The organism is Novosphingobium sp. 63-713, from assembly GCF_001898925.1.
Taxonomy (GTDB): Bacteria; Pseudomonadota; Alphaproteobacteria; order Sphingomonadales; family Sphingomonadaceae; genus Novosphingobium.
This window is the reverse complement of sequence record NZ_MKVS01000026.1, coordinates 275,271-292,801: the sequence shown is the minus strand read 5'-3', so window position 1 is coordinate 292,801 and position 17,531 is coordinate 275,271. Positions and strand designations below refer to the sequence as shown.

Below are 17,531 nucleotides of genomic sequence, written 5' to 3'. Positions count from 1 at the left end.
ATCGAACCTTTGCCCCCCTTTTCGTTACAGCCCGATCAGCACCGTTTTGCTCTTGCAGCTTGCCAGATAGGCCTCGCGCCCCAGATCCTTGCCCAGCCCCGATTGCTTGAAACCGCCGGTGGGCAGGATGAAATCATCCGAGCGGCCATAGCGGTTGACCCAGACCGTGCCTGCCTCAAGCGCCCGCGTGGCGCGGATCGCGCGGCTCAGGTTCTGGGTATGAACCCCCGCCGCCAGACCATAGCGCGTGCCATTGGCCAGCGCATAGGCTTCCTCGTCATCGGCAAAGCTCTGCACCGTCAGGACCGGGCCGAAGATCTCGCTTTGCACCGCAGTGGCGTCGGCGGAAAGGCCCGCGATCAGCGTGGGTTCGTAGAAAGTCCCGGCCCGTTCGACCCGCGCCCCGCCGGTAATCGCCTCGCCGCCCTCGGCGCGGGCGGTTTGCACGATGGCGTCGATCCCCGACAATTGCTTTTCCGAAACGATCGGCCCCATCGTCGTGCCATCGGCCCATGTCTCGCCCAAACGGTGGGCGCGGAACAGGGCGGCGATGCGCTCGGTCACCTCATCGGCCACGCTGGCCTCGACCAGCAGGCGCGAACCGGCGACGCAGACCTGACCGGCGTTCAAGGTGATCGCGCGGGCGACAATCGCGCAGGCCTTGTCCATATCCGCGTCGGCAAAGATGATCTGCGGGCTCTTGCCGCCCAGTTCGAGCGTGCAGGGTTTCGGCCCGGTGGCCGCACAGGCGCTCATGATCGCGCGGCCCGTGGCGGTCGATCCGGTAAAGCTGACCTTACCGACCTGCTCTGCGCGGACGAGGCCATCGCCAATGTCATGGCCCATGCCCTGCACCACGTTGAAGATGCCCGCAGGCACCCCGGCGGCCACGGCCAGTTCGGCCAGACGCACGACCGAGAAGGGCGTCAGTTCGGAAGGCTTGAGCACCACGGCATTGCCCGCCGCCAGCGCTGGGCCCAATTTCCACGCCGCCATCACCAGCGGCAGGTTCCACGGCGCAATTGCGCCGACCACGCCATAGGGTTCATTGGCGGTGAAACCAAAACGGTCATCGGCGGTGGCGCCCACCTCGCCGCCATGCTTATCGGCAAATTCGGCGAAAAAGCGGATGCATTCGGCGGTATAGGGCAGATCCCATGCCAGAATCTCGGCCAGCGTGCGGGTCGAGCCCACCGCTTCCAGCGGGGCCAGAACCGCGCGGTCGGCGTCAATCGCATCGGCCCAGCGGTGCAGGATACGGGCGCGGGCGCGCGGGTCCATCCGGCCCCAGCCGCTGCTTTTCTGCGCGGCGGCGGCATCTTCTGCCGCTTGGTTCATCTGGTCCATGCTGGCCGCGTGCAAGGGCGAGAGCAGCCCCCCATCGGAAGGGCGCAACACATCGAACACCGCGCCGGCGCCCAGAATTTTGCGCCCACCGATGAAATTGGCCGCCAGATCGGGCCGGATGGAATCGGGGTTGAAGGCAATCGTCATCGGGCATGGCTCCGCAGTGGTTCTTTGGGGGTTCTGGGGGCAAGATTATTGCCCAGCGGCAGAATCGACTGGGCAAAGCGGGGCGCTCAACGCCATAATCTTCTGATCTTATGCATAAGGCGGCAGCCTATTCCATTCGCGCGGGGCTAACCCATTATCAGGACTGGCGCATCACCCCCTCGTTTGGATGCGCCGACACACCAATACGGTTGGCGGGGCAAAGGAAAGGAGTGCGGCGATGGGCGAGCTGGTCACCAGCGACGTGAGTTTTCGGGCGATGCGGCATGAAGATGTCGAGCGCGCGGTCGAGATGTCACGCGCGCTCTCCTGGCCGCATCGTGAAGAGGACTGGGCGCTGTTTCTGAGCCTGGGCCATGGCATCGTGGCCGAGGTGGACGGAGAGGTGATCGGCACCATCTGCGGCTTTCCCTATGGCGATCATGCCGCGACGCTGGGCATGGTGATCGTCGATGATGCGCATCAAGGCAAAGGCTATGGCCGCCAGCTGATGCAGGCGATGCTCGACCATCTGGGCAACCGGACCGTGCTGCTTCAGGCCACGATCGAGGGCGCGCCGCTTTATGAAAAGCTGGGCTTTGTCGATATCGGCACGCTGCATCAACATCAGGGCACGATCCCGCTGGCCCCGCTGGCCGCGCTGCGCAGCGGCGAACGTATCCGCCCGCTCGGCTCGTCCGAACAGACGCCGGGCGAATTGTACAGCAAGGCCACCGGCACCGATCGCCATGCGATGATGCGCGCCCTGACCGCGCAGGACAGCACGGTGGTTCTGACCCATGACGATATTCCCGTCGGCTTTGCCCTGCTGCGCCGGTTTGGCCGGGGATGGTCGGTGGCGCCTGTGGTGGCGCCCGATGCCGATGGCGCCAAGGCGCTGATCCTGCACTGGCTGGCCCAGAATGCGGGCAATTTCACCCGCCTCGATGTGACCGAGGAAAGCGGACTTTCGCCATGGCTGGAAGGGCTTGGCCTGCCGCGCGTCGATACGGTACGCATGATGGCGCGGGGGCCTCTGCCCGAAACGGCGCCCAACGCCACGCTCTTTGCTCTCACCACCCAAGCACTGGGGTAAACCATGCAGCTTTCCGATAACACCCTTTTGAAGCAGGCCGCGCTGATCGGCGGACAATGGCTTGGCGCCTCCTCGCGCGATGCGCTGGCGGTGAAGGACCCGGCCAATGGTGCGGTGCTGGGCGCGGTGCCCGATTGCACGGGCGATGACACACAGGACGCCATTGCGGCGGCCAATGCAGCATGGCCGGCATGGCGCGCGCGCACGGCGGGCGAACGCTGCGCGCTGCTGGAGGCATGGCACGCGCTCGTGCTGGCCAATCTGGACGATCTGGCCCTCATCATGACCGCCGAACAGGGCAAGCCGCTGGCCGAGGCGCAGGGCGAGATCCGCTATGCCGCCAGCTTCATCAAATGGTTTGCCGAAGAAGGCCGCCGCACCGGCGCGCGCAACGTCGTCTCGCCCGAACGCGATCGTCGCGTCATCGTGCTGACCGAGCCGGTGGGCGTTTCGGCGGCGATCACGCCGTGGAATTTCCCCGCCGCGATGATCACGCGCAAATGCGCGCCCGCGTTGGCCGTCGGGTGCCCGGTGGTGATCAAGCCTTCGGAAATGACACCCTTCACCGCGCTGGCGCTGGGCGAACTGGCCTTGCGGGCGGGCTTCCCCGAAGGCGTCATCAATATCGTGACCGGCCTGCCCACGGCCATCGGAGCGGCGATCACGGCCAGCCCGCTGGTGCGCAAGCTGTCCTTCACCGGATCGACCCGCGTTGGCTCCTTGCTGCTTGAACAATGTGCCAAGACCGTGAAGCGGACCAGCATGGAATTGGGCGGCAATGCGCCGTTGATCGTCTTTGCCGATGCCGATCTCGATCTGGCGGTGAAGGCGGCGATGGCCAGCAAATTCCGCAATGCCGGGCAGACCTGCGTCTGCGCCAACCGGATGCTGGTGGCCGATGAAATCTACGACGCCTTTGCCGAAAAGCTGGCCGCCGCGGTCGCCGGGTTGAACGCCGCGCCGGGGATGGAGCCGGGCTCGACGGTCGGCCCGCTGATCAATGCCGCCGCCGTGCAAAAGGTCTCGGCCCATCTCGAGGACGCGCTGGGCAAGGGCGGCAGGATCATCGGCGAAGGCAAGGGCCGCAGCGATGACCGCTTTGTCCGCCCCGTCATCATCGGCGATGCCAATCCCGAGATGCGCCTGGCTTCGGAAGAAACCTTTGGCCCCCTCGCCCCGCTGTTCCGCTTTACCAGCGAGCGGCAGGCGATCGAGATGGCCAATGACACGCCCTACGGCCTTGCCGCCTATTTCTACACCCGCGACCTGTCGCGCTCGTTCCGCGTGGCCGAGGCGCTTGAGGCCGGGATGATCGCGCTGAACACCGGCGGGATCGCGATGGAAATGGCGCCCTTTGGCGGCGTCAAGCAATCGGGCCTTGGCCGCGAAGGCGGACAGCAGGGCATCGAGGAATATCTGGAAACCAAGGCCTTCCACATCGGCGGGCTGGAATTGGGGGCATAAGACCCATGCGCAATTACAAGATCGCCGTCATCGCCGGGGACGGCATTGGCAAGGAAGTCATGCCCGAGGGCCTGCGCGCGCTGGAAAAGGCGTCGGGCGCCTATGGTTTCGGGCTGGATCTGCAGGTGCATAATTTCGCCGATTGCGATTATTATGCCCGGCATGGCCGCATGATGCCCGAGGATTGGAAGGATCAGATCGGCCGCCCCGATGCGATCTTCTTTGGCGCGGTGGGCTGGCCCGAAACGGTGCCTGATCACATTTCGCTGTGGCAGAGCCTGCTGCAATTCCGCCGCGAATATGACCAGTTCGTCAATCTGCGCCCGGTGCGTCTGATGCCGGGCGTGCCCTGCCCGCTGGCCGGGCGCGAACCGGGGGACATCGACTTCTGGGTTGTGCGCGAAAACACGGAGGGCGAATATTCGAGCGTCGGCGGTCATATGTTTGCCGGGACCGAGCGCGAGATCGTCATTCAGGAAACCGTGATGACGCGCCAGGGCATTGACCGCGTGCTGCGCTTTGCCTTTGATCTGGCGCAGAAGCGGGAGCGTAAGCACCTGACCAGCGCGACCAAATCGAACGGCATCGCCATCACCATGCCCTTCTGGGACAAGCGCGTGGAAGCCATTGGCGAGGAATATCCCGATGTGAGCCATGACAAGTATCACATCGACATCCTGACCGCGCAATTCGTGATGAACCCCCAGCGTTTCGACGTCGTGGTCGCCTCCAATCTGTTCGGCGATATCCTCTCGGACCTTGGCCCGGCCTGCACCGGCACGATCGGCATCGCGCCGTCCGGCAACATCAACCCCACCGGCGAACACCCCAGCCTGTTCGAGCCCGTCCACGGTTCGGCGCCCGATATCGCGGGCAAGGGCATCGCCAATCCGGTAGGCCAGATCTGGTCGGCCGCGATGATGCTCGAACATCTGGGCGAGGCAGAAGCGGCGGCGGGCATCATGCGCGCCATCGAACACGTCCTGTCCACCCCCACGGGCCGCACCGGCGATCTGAAGGGCAGCGCCAACACCGTGGAATGCGGCAAGGCGATTTCCGAAGCCATCGGCTGAACCACGGCATAAAATGCCGCGCCCCTGCCCCTGTTTGGCGAAACACGCCTGAACCGCTAGCATAGGTTTGCCTCATGACCGAAACCCTGACCAACCGCTCGCTGATCGATCTTGACCGCGATCACCTGATCCACCCGGTGGCCTCTTTCCGTGGCCACGAGGCGCATGGCGCGCGCGTTTTGGCCAGCGGGGACGGCATGTGGCTGACCGATATAGAAGGCAAGCGCGTCATCGACGGCTTTGCCGGCCTGTGGTGCGTCAATGTCGGCTATGGTCAGGACAGCGTGGTGGAAGCCGCCGCCGAGCAGATGCGCCGCCTGCCCTATGCCACGGGCTATTTCCACTTTGCCAGCGAACCAGCGATCCGGTTGGCGGCAGAATTGACCGCTCTGACGCCCGAGGGCCTCAATCACGTCTATTTCACGCAAGGCGGCTCGGATTCGGTGGACAGCGCGGTGCGCTATATCGTCCACTATTTCAACGCCATCGGCAAACCGGACAAGAAAGAGTTCATCGCGCTCGAATGGGGCTATCACGGCTCCTCGGCGATGGGCGCGGGCCTGACGGCGCTGGCCAATTTCCATCGCGGTTTCGATCTGCCGTACAAGTGGCAGCACCATATCGCCTCGCCCTATCCCTATCGCCACCCCAATGGCGATGACGATGCCGCCGTAATCGCCAGCACCATTGAGGCGCTGGAAGCCAAGGTGGCCGAAATCGGCGCGGACAAGGTTGCCGCCTTCTGCTGCGAACCCATTCAGGGCAGCGGCGGCGTCATCGTGCCGCCCGTGGGCTGGCTCAAAGCCATCCGCGAAGCCTGCGACCGGCTTGGCATCCTGCTGCTGGTCGATGAAGTCATCACCGGCTTTGGCCGCACCGGGCCATTGTTCGCCTGCGAGGCCGAGGGCGTGACGCCAGATTTCATGACCACCGCCAAGGGCCTGACCGCCGGTTATGCCCCGATGGGCGCGCTGTTCATGGCCGACCATATCTATCAGGCGATTGCCGATGCCAGCCCGCTGCCGGTGGGTCATGGCGGCACCTATTCGGGCCATCCGGTAGCCGCCGCCGTGGGTCTGGAAGTGCTGCGCCTCTATCGCGAGGGCGGCGTGCTGGCCAATGGCGTGATGGTGGGCGAACGTTTCGCCGCGCGGATGGAGGCGATCCGCAGCCATCCGCTGGTGGGCGATGTGCGCTATCGCGGGCTGCTGGGCGCCATCGAACTGGTGGCGAACAAGGAAACCAAGGAGCCGCTTGCCGCCGATCTGGCGCTGGGCGATCGCCTCTCGCAGATGACCTGGGACAATGGCGTGATCGTGCGCTGTTTCGCCAATGCGGTCATCGGCTTTGCCCCGGCGCTGACCTGTACGCCCGAGGAAATGGACATCATTTTCGACCGTGTGCAATTGACGCTCGACCAATTGCTGGATCAGGCCGATATTCGCTCCGCAATCGGCCAATAAGAGGAAAACGCCCCATGATGCCCGGCCCCAAACTCGACCGCATCGATCTCAAGATCCTTGCCAAGCTGCAACAGGCCGGGCGCGTCACCAATGTCGAACTGGCCGATGCGGTGGGCCTCTCGCCCAGCCCTTGCCTGACGCGGGTAAAAAGGCTGGAGCAGGCGGGCTATATCACCGGCTATGGGGCCCATCTCAACCTTGGGAAGCTGGGCGAATTTCTGACGGTTTTCACCGAGGTCACGCTGTCCGAACACCGGCGCGGCGATTTTTCGCGCTTTGAAAGCCGGATCGTGAAACTGGACGAGATCGTCGAATGCCATCTGGTTTCGGGCGGCTATGACTATCTGCTCAAATTCGTCACGCGCGGCGTGTCGCATTACCAGTCGATCATCGAAGGGATGCTGGAAAGCGATTACGGGATCGAGAAATATTTCTCCTATGTCGTGATCAAATCGCCCTTCATCAAACATCACTTCCCGATCCAGAGCCTGTTCGGCAATTCGGTTTAAGGGCCTTCAGACCATGACGGACATAGCTGCGCTGCTGGCGCCATTGGTGGCGCTGCGCCATGATATCCATGCCCACCCGGAATTGGGCTTTGCCGAACATCGCACGGCGCGGGTAATCGCCGATGCGCTGCGCACGGCAGGGCTGGAGGTGCATGAGGGCATCGGCGGCACCGGCGTGGTGGGCGTTCTGCGCCATGGATCGAGTTCACGCACCGTGGGCCTGCGCGCCGACATGGACGCGCTGCCTATCGATGAAAAAACCGGCCTGCCCTATGCGAGCCGCCATGAGGGGTGTTTTCACGGCTGCGGCCATGACGGGCATGTGGCGATGCTGCTGGGCGCGGCCCAGGCGTTGGCCGCCGATCCTTCGGGCATCGACGGCACGGTCCATTTCATCTTCCAGCCTGCCGAGGAAGGGCAAGGCGGCGCGCGCGCGATGATCGAGGATGGCCTGTTCGAGCGCTTTTCCTGCGACCGCGTCTATGCGCTGCATAACTGGCCCGCCCTGCCTGCCGGAACGATTGCCACGCGCGCGGGCGCGATCATGGGCGCGGCGGACAAGTTCCACATCACCCTGCGCGGACGCGGCGGCCATGCTGCGGTTCCGCATGACACCAATGACACGCTGCTGGCGGCTGCATCGCTGGTGCAACAATTGAACACGATCGTTGCCCGCAACGCCCCCGCCAGCGCAAACGCTGTGCTCTCGGTCACACAGATCCACGGCGGCCACGCCCACAACGTCATCCCCGGCGAGGCGATGGTGGCGGGCACCGTGCGCACATTCGACCCCGCCGTTCAGGACCGGATCGAAGAGCGGATGCGCCAGATCATCGCCGGAATCGAGGCCGGTTTCGAGGTCAGCGCCGAACTGGACTATGACCGCTATTACCCCGCCACGATCAATGATGCCGACGCCGCGCAGGACGCCCTGACCATCGCGGCCACCGTCGGCACGGCACAGCGCGCGCCCGAACCCGCCGCCACGTCCGAGGACTTTTCCTTCATGCTGCAGGTCCGCCCGGGCGCCTATATCTGGCTGGGGCAAGGCGTGGGTGAAAGCCCGGCCCCGCTGCACAATCCGCATTATGATTTCAACGACGCCGTGCTGGAAACCGGCCTGCGTCTCCATCTCGCGCTGGCCCGGCATTGGCTGGCCCCGCAGGAGTGAATGCCATGAACCTGACCACATGCCCCTCCTTTATCGACCTCGACGCCTTTGCCCAGACCACACAGGCGGGCGCGGAACCGTTTGGCGCGGATGCGGCGCTGCTGCCCCTGCGCGGCGGCCCGGTGGAAATGCACGCCTGCCTCCTTTCGGGCAGCGGCAGCGCGCAGGCGCAGACCGGTGACACTATGCTGATCGTGGCCGAGGGAGAAGCGCAGATCACCGCAGGCGGCCAGACCCACACCCTGGCCAAGGGCGGCAGCCTCGTCCTGTCCGGCCCGCAGGCTTTTGACTGGAGCGCGGACCATGCCCGCGTCGTCACCATGCGCTATATCGGAGGCGCGGGCGAAGCGGCGGGCGTCACCGCCATTGACCCCACCACCGAGCGCGTCCCCTCGGGCGCGCCGCTGGCCGAATTGCTGATCGGCCCCACGCCGCAATGCCGCAATCACACGCAGTTCCTCTCCACCGACGGCGAATTCATGGTCGGCGTCTGGGATTCCACCCCCTATCACCGCCGCGCGATGCCCTATCGCCATTTCGAACTGATGTATCTGCTCGACGGCAGCGTGACCTTCATCGACGAGGAAGGCCGCGAGGGCACGTTCCGCAAGGGTGACCTGTTCATGGTCGAACAGAATGCCCAGTGCAGTTGGGAAAGCCGCGAGGACGTGACCAAGATCTTCGCGATCTATCGCCCCAAGTAACGCATGGCAGGGTTCCGGGCGATCAATGTTCGCCCAGAACCCGCGCCTTCATCCGGTGCAGCCCCATCCACATGCCGACCACCACCATGGGCACCATCACGCCCATGATCTCGGCCGCCGGGAAATGTTCAAACCGATGCTCGGCGGCCTTGAGCATATAGCCGATCAGGCTGATGCCATAATAGCTGAGCGCGACGACCGAGAGGCCCTCGACCAGTTGCTGCAGCCGCAATTGCAGGCTGGATGACCGCTCCATGGATCGCAGCAAACGCCCGTTCTGGTTCTCGATGCGGGTTTCGACGCGGGTGCGCAGCAGCGATGTGAAATGCGCCGCGCGCTGCGTCAGATCCTCCAGCCGCCGCGAATAGGCCTGCGTGGTGCGGATCGCGGGCAGCAGGCGGCGCTGGGTGAAATCCTCAAGGCTGGGATGGCCGGGAATGGCGCGCGGCATCAGGCCCGCCAATCGCTCCTCCACCAATTGGGCATAGGCGGCGGTCGCGCTCATCCGATAATGCGTCTCGGTCGACAGCGACATGAGATCGAGGCTGAGCACCGAAACCCGTTCGAGCAGCGCATCGTCGGTCGTGTCGGGATTGGCCACATCGGCGGCCAGTTCGCGCAAGGTCGCCTCGGCCGCGTCCAGCCGGGGCCAATAGGCCTGCGCCATCGGCAGGCCCATCAGCGCCAGATTGCGGTAATTGCCCAATTCCTGAAACCGTTGCAGCAACCGCGCCAGATCGGCAGGCGCCGCGCCATTGGCCGAAACCAGCGCAATGCCCAGCCCCTCGGCCCCGATGCGGAAATCCGACCACAGGCGCACGCCGGACGCGCCGATCATGCAGGACACAAGATCGGAGCCGACAAAGCCCATCTGCGGCAAAAGGTCGCGCGCCTGCGCCTGATTTTCAACCACATGGATGCGCGTGGCGCGGATGACCTGTCCGGGAAAACGCTCGATCCATGCCAGCGCCTGCGCGGGGTCGGCATGGGGTTCGTGCATGAACAGGGTGATACCGCAGGCCTCGCTGTGCTGCTCCCAGACAAAGGAAATACCGGGGCCAAGCTCACCCTCGGCATGGCGCGGATTGTCCGATTGGTTCAGCCGCCCGCCGATGGGCAGATTTTCCAGCATCGCCCTTTGCCCCGCCCGCTCCTCGGGCGAGACCAGGCGCAGCACCTGAAGGATCCGCGTCGGCGCATGGATCGCGGGCCAGCGACGCAGATGCATCTCGCCCACCACCTGCCGCCGCAGCGGATGTTCGTCGAGCCTCATTCTCCACTCCCCCTTAACGCGGCGATTATTCCCTGCCCCAGCGACAGGCCGCCATCATTGGCCGGCACCTGTTTGTGCGCCACCGGCACCATGCCTCGCGCGCGGATTTCCCGGCGCAGCGCGGCCAGCAACACCCGGTTCTGCATCACCCCGCCCGACAGGACGACATGGCCGCCCGGCGTGCCGGCCAAAGCCGCGTGATGCGCCAATGCCCTTGCCAGCGTGGCATGAAACCGCGCCGCAATCCGCCCCGGCGCAACGCCTGCGTCCAGATCGCCCAGCAGCGCCCGCCACAATCCGCCCCATTCCAGAGCAGGCGCAACGTCCCACGCCGCCTCGTCAAAGGGCCGGGCCAAGGCTTCGAGCGCCATGGCCGCCTGCCCCTCATGGCTGATCCGCAAGGGATGGATGCCCAGCGCCGCCGCCGCCGCATCAAACAGCCGACCTGCCGATGAACATGGCGGACAATTCGTGCCGCTGTCGATCATGCTTTCGGCCAAGCGCAACTTGGGTTCCTCGGGCAGATGGTGCAACAAAGACCCCGCCGCCGCGCGCCAATCTGCCCCAAACGCCGCGCGCAGATGAGCCAGCAGATTGCGCCACGGCTCCTTCATCGCCGCCGCTCCGCCGATCAGTGGCACCGGCGCGAAACCGCCCACACGCTCAACCCCGCGATAGCCCCCGCGCAGCACTTCGCCGCCCCAAAGCGCGCCATCCGGCCCCAACCCCAGCCCGTCGAGCAACAGGCCTACATGCTCGCCATCAGCCATGCCATTATCGGCCATACAGGCGGCCATATGGGCATGATGGTGCGCCACGCGGACCAATGCCGCGCCCGTTTCCTGCGCGATCCGCTCGCCCATCTGGGTGGAGAGATAGCCGCCATGGGCATCGACCGCGACGATCCGGGGCGTGAAATCGAACAGGCGGCGATAGAGATCGAGCATCGCGCGATAATCCTCCAGCGCCGCCGCCTGCTCCAGATCACCGATATGCGGGCCGACCATCGCCTCACCGCCCCGGATCAGGGTGAAGGTCGCCTTCAGCTCCCCCCCGCAGGCCAGCACCAGGGGCAGGCCATCGAAGGGCAGAGCGATGGGCGCGGGCGCATATCCCCGCGCGCGGCGGATGGGGATGGGCGCGCCCGCCTCGTCCATGGCCAGCACGCTGTCATCCAGCCGGTTCTCGATTGTCCGGTCATGCATCACAAAGGCATCCGCAACCCCGGCCAAAGCCTCGCGCGCCTGCGCATTGTCGATCACCTGCGGCTCGTCGGACCGATTGCCCGAGGTCATCACCAAAGGCCCGCCAAATTCGGCCATCAACAAATGGTGCAAAGGCGTGGCGGGCAGCATCACGCCCAGATGATCCTGATCCGGTGCCAGAGCATCAGGCACATCGGCCACGCGAGGCAAAAGGACAATCGGCGCCGCCGCGCTTTCCAGCAAGGCGCGTGCCGGGGCGCTGACCTCGCACAAGTCCTCCGGCCGAGCGGTCATCACCGCAAAGGGCTTGGCATCGCGCGCCTTGCGGCGGCGCAGTTCCGCCACCGCCCGCGCATTCATCGCATCGCAGGCCAGATGAAATCCGCCCAATCCCTTGATCGCCACAATCGCCCCGCTGCGCAGCAATTGCGCGGCCGCCGCGATGGGTTCTCCCTCGCCCCCCTCGATCCACAGGCGCGGACCGCAGGCGGGGCAGGCAATCGGCTGGGCATGGAAACGCCGGTCCGCCGGATCGCCATATTGCGCGGCGCAGGCTTCGCACATGGGGAAATCGGCCATGCTGGTCTGCGCCCGGTCCCACGGAATGGCGCGGGCGATGGTCAGACGCGGGCCGCAATGGGTGCAATTGGTGAAAGCATAGCCGTGCCGCCGCTCCCCCGGATCGCGGATTTCGGCCAGACAGGCAGGACAGGTTGCCGCATCGGGCGGGATGGCGGTGGTGGTGGCGCCCTGCCCGCTTTCGACAATGCGGAACGCGCCCCAGCCTTGACCAACCGGCGCATCGCATACCTCGATGCCCGCCACGCGGGCCAAGGGCGGCGCCTCATCCCGAATGCGGCGCGCCAGTTCGTCAAGATCGGCATCATCGCCCCATGCCGCGATGCGCACGCCCTCGCCATCGTTCGACACTTCGCCCGTCAGGCCAAGTTCTTGCGCCAGACGCCAGACGAAGGGGCGAAAGCCCACGCCCTGCACCGTCCCGCGCACGCGGATGCTGCGCCCGCACACCGACATCAATGCACCGTGCAGACCATGCAGGGGTCAAAGCTGCGCACGATATGCTGGACCGAAACCGGCTCGGTCTCGCCCGCACGGATGGGCGCGCCGACCAGCGCCTGTTCCAATGGCCCCGGTACGCCTTGCGCATCGCGGGGCGAGAAGTTCCAAGTCGTAGGCGCGATGATCTGATAATGGCTGATCCGCCCGCCATCCAGCCGCAGCCAGTGGCCAAGGCTGCCCCGCGCCGCCTCGGTCAGGCCCATGGCATCGCCCGTGTCCAGACGCGGGCGCGTGTCCTGAAAAGGCGCGGGAGGGTCGATGGCGGCGATCCAATGCTCCATCGCCATCACCACCAGCGCCACCTCAATGATGCGCGCCACCACGCGAGCCTCGACGCTGGCCCCGTCGCGCGCCACATAATCGCGCAGCAGCGGATGTCCCGCCACCAATTGCCGCGAAAGCGCCCCCACCTCGGCCACATTGCCGCCAAGGCGCGGGGCCTTGCACCAACTGTAAGCGTCGGGGTTGCTCATATCGGGCGCAGGCGCAGCATGGCGCGGGGCGCCGCCGTTGCCTGCATACCATGCGTGGGACACATCCTCGGTGATCGCGCCGATGGGCAGAGGCCCCGCCGCACCGATCCCGGCATCGAACATCCCGCGCGGAAACAGCGGACCGTCCCCGCTGGCATAGGCGCCGAACGCAATATGGCGCAGGCGCGTCACGCCGGATCGCGCCAGATCGAGCCTTTGGGCGATGGTCAGGAAATGGGCGAAATCCCCCCCGCATCCCTGCGCCCAATCGTAAAGCGCTTCGCGGCTGGAAATCGCGGCCACGGCCTCCAAAGGCGCGGCAAACAGGGTGTTTTCGCAAAAGGCGCGAAAACCCGACAGCATCAGCCGCAACCGCGCCTGTTCGGCTCGCGTGATGGCCCGCGTCGATCCGCCCGGCTGGATAGAGAGCGTATGGGGCCATTTACCCGCCAGCACACCCATCATGTTCATCAGGCCAGCCCGCGCGGGCAGCATCTGGGTTGCCGCGCTGCCTTTCAGGGCGGTGAAACGGTCCGCCGCCGCCTGATGCCAAGGTTCGCCCGCATAGGCGGCGCGGGCGAAATCGGGCATGAAAAACAGGTAGAAATGGGTGATATGGTCCGCGATATTTTCCACCGCATGGACCAGATTGATCGCATGTTGCCCATTGGCCGGGGGCAAGCGCCGCTCCAGCCCGGCGGGGCGCACCCCGGCCAAGGCGCGGGCCGCCGCCACGCTTTGCGAGACCGAACAGATGCCGCAGATGCGCGGGGCATAGGTCAGCGCGTCCGCAGCAAGCCGCCCCACCAGCATCGCCTCAAACCCGCGATAGAGCGGCGAGGTGACGCGCGCGCCCTCAACATGATCGCCCGCGATGTCGAGCCGCACCTCAAGATCGCCCTCCACCCGGTTAAACGGGCCGAGGATCAGGCGCGATGACTTCTCGCTCATGCGCCCTCCTTGCGCCGGTCGCGCGGCAGGATGGCGGGGGTGGGCCTTGCGGCATTTTCCTTCAACCGGCGCGGCGTGGCGGCCTTGGACAGGCTGGCCAGCGCGACGAACCACGCCTTGGGCATATCGGTAGGCAATCCGATGGGGATGCCGCTGATCTTGGGCGTCAGGGAGAAACTGTGGCCCGGTTCTTCAAAACCCGGCGCCGTGCAGTTGATACAGGGGTATCCCCCCGTTAGGCACGAACCCGACCCGTTCCACGCCCGCGTGTTGCAATCGGCCCGCGCCTGCGTGCCCTTGCAGCCGAGGTTTTCCATCATGCAGCCAAGGTCGCCCAGTTCCTCGGCGCTGGCCTTGAATTCATAATATTCGTTGCGGGCGCAGCCGTGGTGGACCAGTTGCGAAGTATAGGCCAGCGGGCGCTCCCATTCGTCGAGGTCGGCGGCGGACAGGGTACCGCCCGCCAGTTGCAGGATAGTATCGACAAACCATCCCGGATGGATCGGGCAACCGGCGATATTAATGACCGGCAAACCACCCCGCGCGCGAAATCCCGCACCCAGCAAGCCTCCAGCCCGCGTGCCATTATAGGCAAGCCCGCCCGCCTCCACCGCATTGCCGCCCCCCGCCGTGATGCCGCCAAAGGCGGCGCAGGAGCCGACCGCGATAATATGGGTCGCATGGGCGGCAATCGCGCCGATCATGTCACGCATCGGCCGCCCGGTGCCCGCCATCAGGTGAAAGCCGCCGGTGCCGTTCGGGCCGTGGATGACCGATCCTTCGAGGCAGAGGATGTCGACCGGCTGCGTCCCATCGGCGGCGGCGTCAAGGATCGCGCGCGCCTCCGCCCCGGTCGCCTCGGAGAGCGAGGGGTGCCACAGGACCTCGACATGGGCGGCGCGCAGGGCGGTGACGAGATCCGGCTCCTGCTGGCCCAGCAGGGAGAGCGTGCAACCCCCGCAGCCCCCCGATTGCAGCCAGATCAGGCGCAGCGGACGCGTAGGCGTTCCGGCGGGATAGGTCATTCCTCGCCCCCTTCCGGCCCCGCCAGCGGCAGGCGCAACGTGAATACCGCCCCGCCGCCGGGCGCATCGGCATAATCGAGCGATCCACCCAATTTGCCCGCCATCGTATAGGAAACATAAAGACCCAGCCCTGTCCCCGCGCCGATCGGCTTGGTGGTGAAGAAGGGTTCGAAGATCTTGTCCTGATGATCGCGCGCCACGCCCGGCCCATTGTCGGCCACCGAAAGGGCAATCGTATCGCCCTCCTGCGCGGCGGAAATATGGATCGCTCCGCCCTCGCGGTCCTTCAGCGCATCGGCGGCGTTCTGGACCAGATTGACGAGGATCTGGTGCAACTGCCCCTTGCGGCTGGAAATCTCCAGCCTTTCGGGCAGCGCGCAATGCAATTCGGGCGGATCGCGCAGGGCCTTCAAGACCCAATCCGCCGCCGTATGCACCAGCCGGACAAGGTTGAAACTTTCCAGCGGCTCGCGCTGGCTGGCGGAAAAGCGGCGCAGGTCCTGCACAATATCGCGTACACGCTCCGCCCCCTCCAGCGTGCCATCGACCAAGGGGCCGATGTCGGAGAGCACCCGGTCGATCTTGAGCTTTTCGCGCAGAGCCGCCAGTTCGGCCCCGCCCCGCCCGGCGTCAATGGCAGCCAGATATTGCGTGATCGCCCCGCCATAGCGTTTCAGAGCATACATATTGCCGAAAACAAAGCTGATCGGATTGTTCAACTCATGCGCCACGCCCGCCACCAGACGGCCCAGCGCGGCCATCTTCTCGCTGGTCAGCAATTGCTGCTGGGTCTGGCGCAATTTGCGATGCGCCGCGTCCAGTTCGGCCAGCGTGCGCTCAAGCGCAATATTGCGCTCCTCCAGCGCGGTCTGGCTGGCGACCAGATCGGCATAGACATCATCCATCTTGCGGATGACATCAATCCACATATCCTCGCCATTCATTCCCAAATCGGCAAGTGCGGCAAATTCCTGCACCGGATCATGCGGGCAATCGACATGGGACGGATCGAAGCGGCCCCCGAAACGATCCCCATCGAACCTGTCAAATCCGCCCGGCGCCATCATCGGCCCGCCACTCCCCGCAGCGGATGGACGTTTTCCAGCCCATAGCGTTCGAGTTTCGCCCGCAGGCCCACCCGCGACAGGCCCAGTTCGCGCGCCGCCTGCGATTTGTTCCAGCGGTGGCGGATCAGCGTTTCGCGGATGATCCGGGCCTCCATCGCGCAAACACGCTCCTTCAGATCACCCGTCAGGTCGCCCAGATCGGGCATGGGTTCCTGCGCGGCCACCTCGCGCACGGCGGGCGCGGCGATATGGGGCGATAGCACATCCACCCCCAGCCAGCGCCCCTCCACCCCGCGCACCAACATGCGCTGGATCTCGTTCTGAAGCTCGCGGACATTGCCGGGCCAACCATAGGCCGACAGGCGCGCCATCGCCTCGTCAGAAACCCCCTGCACCCGCTTGCCCATGCTGCCCATAGCCCGGTCCAGCAAGGTCTGCACCAGCACGGGCAGATCGCCGGGGCGGTCCTTCAGATCGGGCAGGCGCACGATCATGCCCGCCAGCCGATAGAACAGATCGGCGCGGAACCGACCCTCGCGCATTTCCTGTTCAAGATCGCGGTTGGTGGCCGCGATAATGCGCACATCCACCTTGCGCGTGCGCCCATGGCCCAGCGGGCGGATCTCGCCTTCCTGCAAAACGCGCAGCAATTTGACCTGAAAGGCGGGGCTGACCTCGCCGATTTCGTCGAGGAACACCGTGCCGCCATCGGCGCGTTCGAACAGGCCGATATGGTCGTCGATCGCCCCGGTGAAGGCGCCCTTTTTATGGCCGAACAATTCGCTTTCCAGCAATTCGTCGGGCAGCGCGCCGCAATTTTCCACCACAAACGCCTTGTTCCAGCGCAGCGAGCCATAATGCAAAGCCCGCGCCGCCAGTTCCTTGCCCGTGCCCGATGAACCGATCAACAGAACCGGCACATCAAACGGCGCTACCTGCGCCAGCGCGCCGCAGACATCATCCATCGGGCTGCCTGCGCTGCGCACAATGCCGTCATTGAAATCATAGGCGCGGCGCACCTGCGCCTTGCGCTTGTCCACCACGGCGCTGGCGGCCTTTGGAGCCATGCGCAATTCCACCGCCAGCAATTCATTCTCGCGCTGAAGCTGAAACAGGCGGCAGGCCGAATGCAGCGTCAGCAGCAGGTGGTCGGGATGCCAGGGCTTGGTCACATATTGGAAAATGCCCGCCTGATTGATGCCGTCGATAATGTCATGCGCATCGGCATAGCCTGAGATGATCATGCGGATCACATCGGGCCAGCGCTCCTTGACCAGCGTCAGGAACTCCACCCCACTGCGCTCGGGCATACGCTGATCGCACAGGATCACCTGCACCCAATGCTGGGACAGCATCTCCTCGGCCTCGCGCGTGGAGGAGGCCGTCAGGATCTCGAACTCATCCTCGAGAATGCGGCGCAGCGATTCAAGGCTGCGGATCTCGTCATCGACGATAAGGATGGTGGGCAGGCCGGATTGCGTCATGG

At 65.3% G+C, this 17,531-nt stretch carries 14 protein-coding genes; 7 read left to right on the top strand and 7 right to left on the bottom strand.

Features of this window, described 5'->3' with window-relative positions:
* Positions 1-24: 24 nt before the first annotated feature.
* Positions 25-1,494 (bottom strand): aldehyde dehydrogenase family protein, encoded by a 1,470-nt coding sequence (locus tag BGP00_RS12110; RefSeq protein ID WP_292689455.1) that lies wholly within the window; start codon positions 1,492-1,494, stop codon positions 25-27.
* A gap of 238 nt (positions 1,495-1,732) precedes the next feature.
* Between BGP00_RS12110 and BGP00_RS12105 the strand changes: the two genes are divergently transcribed.
* From BGP00_RS12105 to BGP00_RS12075, 7 genes are all read left to right on the top strand, one after another.
* On the top strand, positions 1,733-2,587 hold the full coding sequence (locus tag BGP00_RS12105; protein WP_292689454.1) for a GNAT family N-acetyltransferase: 855 nt from the start codon (positions 1,733-1,735) through the stop codon (positions 2,585-2,587).
* A gap of 3 nt (positions 2,588-2,590) precedes the next feature.
* A complete protein-coding gene (locus BGP00_RS12100) occupies positions 2,591-4,051 on the top strand; it encodes an NAD-dependent succinate-semialdehyde dehydrogenase (protein WP_292689453.1) in 1,461 nt (486 codons plus the stop codon).
* Between the two features lie 5 nt (positions 4,052-4,056).
* Entirely contained in the window at positions 4,057-5,124 is a 1,068-nt protein-coding gene (locus BGP00_RS12095) for a tartrate dehydrogenase (protein WP_292689452.1), read from the top strand.
* Positions 5,125-5,198: 74 nt separating this feature from the next.
* Positions 5,199-6,587, top strand: a complete 1,389-nt coding sequence (locus BGP00_RS12090; RefSeq protein ID WP_292689451.1) for an aminotransferase class III-fold pyridoxal phosphate-dependent enzyme — start codon at positions 5,199-5,201, stop codon at positions 6,585-6,587.
* Positions 6,588-6,601: 14 nt separating this feature from the next.
* Entirely contained in the window at positions 6,602-7,096 is a 495-nt protein-coding gene (locus BGP00_RS12085) for an Lrp/AsnC family transcriptional regulator (RefSeq protein WP_168602688.1), read from the top strand.
* 13 nt (positions 7,097-7,109) lie between these two features.
* Complete coding sequence (locus BGP00_RS12080) at positions 7,110-8,267, top strand: amidohydrolase (RefSeq protein ID WP_292689450.1); 1,158 nt, start codon at positions 7,110-7,112, stop codon at positions 8,265-8,267.
* Positions 8,268-8,272: 5 nt separating this feature from the next.
* Entirely contained in the window at positions 8,273-8,971 is a 699-nt protein-coding gene (locus tag BGP00_RS12075) for a cupin domain-containing protein (protein ID WP_292689449.1), read from the top strand.
* Between the two features lie 22 nt (positions 8,972-8,993).
* Here the strand turns inward: BGP00_RS12075 and BGP00_RS12070 are convergent, their stop codons facing one another.
* From BGP00_RS12070 to BGP00_RS12045, 6 genes are read right to left on the bottom strand one after another with little or no spacing between them, the layout of a single operon-like run.
* Positions 8,994-10,244 carry a DUF3422 domain-containing protein gene (locus BGP00_RS12070; protein WP_292689448.1) on the bottom strand — a complete coding sequence of 417 codons (1,251 nt, stop codon included), beginning with the start codon at positions 10,242-10,244 and terminating at the stop codon, positions 8,994-8,996.
* A complete protein-coding gene (gene hypF / locus BGP00_RS12065) occupies positions 10,241-12,484 on the bottom strand; it encodes a carbamoyltransferase HypF (RefSeq protein ID WP_292689447.1) in 2,244 nt (747 codons plus the stop codon). Before hypF ends, BGP00_RS12070 begins: the two co-directional genes overlap by 4 nt.
* Entirely contained in the window at positions 12,484-13,953 is a 1,470-nt protein-coding gene (locus BGP00_RS12060; protein ID WP_292689446.1) for a nickel-dependent hydrogenase large subunit, read from the bottom strand. Before BGP00_RS12060 ends, hypF begins: the two co-directional genes overlap by 1 nt.
* Complete coding sequence (locus BGP00_RS12055; RefSeq protein ID WP_292689445.1) at positions 13,950-14,978, bottom strand: HupU protein; 1,029 nt, start codon at positions 14,976-14,978, stop codon at positions 13,950-13,952. Before BGP00_RS12055 ends, BGP00_RS12060 begins: the two co-directional genes overlap by 4 nt.
* The gene (locus BGP00_RS12050; protein ID WP_292689444.1) at positions 14,975-16,045 is read right to left on the bottom strand and encodes an ATP-binding protein; all 1,071 of its coding nucleotides are present in this window, start codon (positions 16,043-16,045) and stop codon (positions 14,975-14,977) included. The genes BGP00_RS12055 and BGP00_RS12050 overlap by 4 nt, the downstream gene beginning before the upstream one ends.
* Positions 16,042-17,529, bottom strand: a complete 1,488-nt coding sequence (locus tag BGP00_RS12045) for a sigma-54 dependent transcriptional regulator (RefSeq protein ID WP_292689443.1) — start codon at positions 17,527-17,529, stop codon at positions 16,042-16,044. The genes BGP00_RS12050 and BGP00_RS12045 overlap by 4 nt, the downstream gene beginning before the upstream one ends.
* Between the last annotated feature and the right edge of the window lie 2 nt (positions 17,530-17,531).

What these genes read in the sequence shown, in the direction of transcription:
- BGP00_RS12110 (WP_292689455.1), bottom strand. Translation starts at nt 1,494, where the DNA reads ATGACGATTGCCTTCAACCCCGATTCCATCCGGCCCGATCTGGCGGCC.
- BGP00_RS12105 (WP_292689454.1), top strand. Translation starts at nt 1,733, where the DNA reads ATGGGCGAGCTGGTCACCAGCGACGTGAGTTTTCGGGCGATGCGGCAT.
- BGP00_RS12100 (WP_292689453.1), top strand. Translation starts at nt 2,591, where the DNA reads ATGCAGCTTTCCGATAACACCCTTTTGAAGCAGGCCGCGCTGATCGGC.
- BGP00_RS12095 (WP_292689452.1), top strand. Translation starts at nt 4,057, where the DNA reads ATGCGCAATTACAAGATCGCCGTCATCGCCGGGGACGGCATTGGCAAG.
- BGP00_RS12090 (WP_292689451.1), top strand. Translation starts at nt 5,199, where the DNA reads ATGACCGAAACCCTGACCAACCGCTCGCTGATCGATCTTGACCGCGAT.
- BGP00_RS12085 (WP_168602688.1), top strand. Translation starts at nt 6,602, where the DNA reads ATGATGCCCGGCCCCAAACTCGACCGCATCGATCTCAAGATCCTTGCC.
- BGP00_RS12080 (WP_292689450.1), top strand. Translation starts at nt 7,110, where the DNA reads ATGACGGACATAGCTGCGCTGCTGGCGCCATTGGTGGCGCTGCGCCAT.
- BGP00_RS12075 (WP_292689449.1), top strand. Translation starts at nt 8,273, where the DNA reads ATGAACCTGACCACATGCCCCTCCTTTATCGACCTCGACGCCTTTGCC.
- BGP00_RS12070 (WP_292689448.1), bottom strand. Translation starts at nt 10,244, where the DNA reads ATGAGGCTCGACGAACATCCGCTGCGGCGGCAGGTGGTGGGCGAGATG.
- hypF (WP_292689447.1), bottom strand. Translation starts at nt 12,484, where the DNA reads ATGTCGGTGTGCGGGCGCAGCATCCGCGTGCGCGGGACGGTGCAGGGC.
- BGP00_RS12060 (WP_292689446.1), bottom strand. Translation starts at nt 13,953, where the DNA reads ATGAGCGAGAAGTCATCGCGCCTGATCCTCGGCCCGTTTAACCGGGTG.
- BGP00_RS12055 (WP_292689445.1), bottom strand. Translation starts at nt 14,978, where the DNA reads ATGACCTATCCCGCCGGAACGCCTACGCGTCCGCTGCGCCTGATCTGG.
- BGP00_RS12050 (WP_292689444.1), bottom strand. Translation starts at nt 16,045, where the DNA reads ATGATGGCGCCGGGCGGATTTGACAGGTTCGATGGGGATCGTTTCGGG.
- BGP00_RS12045 (WP_292689443.1), bottom strand. Translation starts at nt 17,529, where the DNA reads ATGACGCAATCCGGCCTGCCCACCATCCTTATCGTCGATGACGAGATC.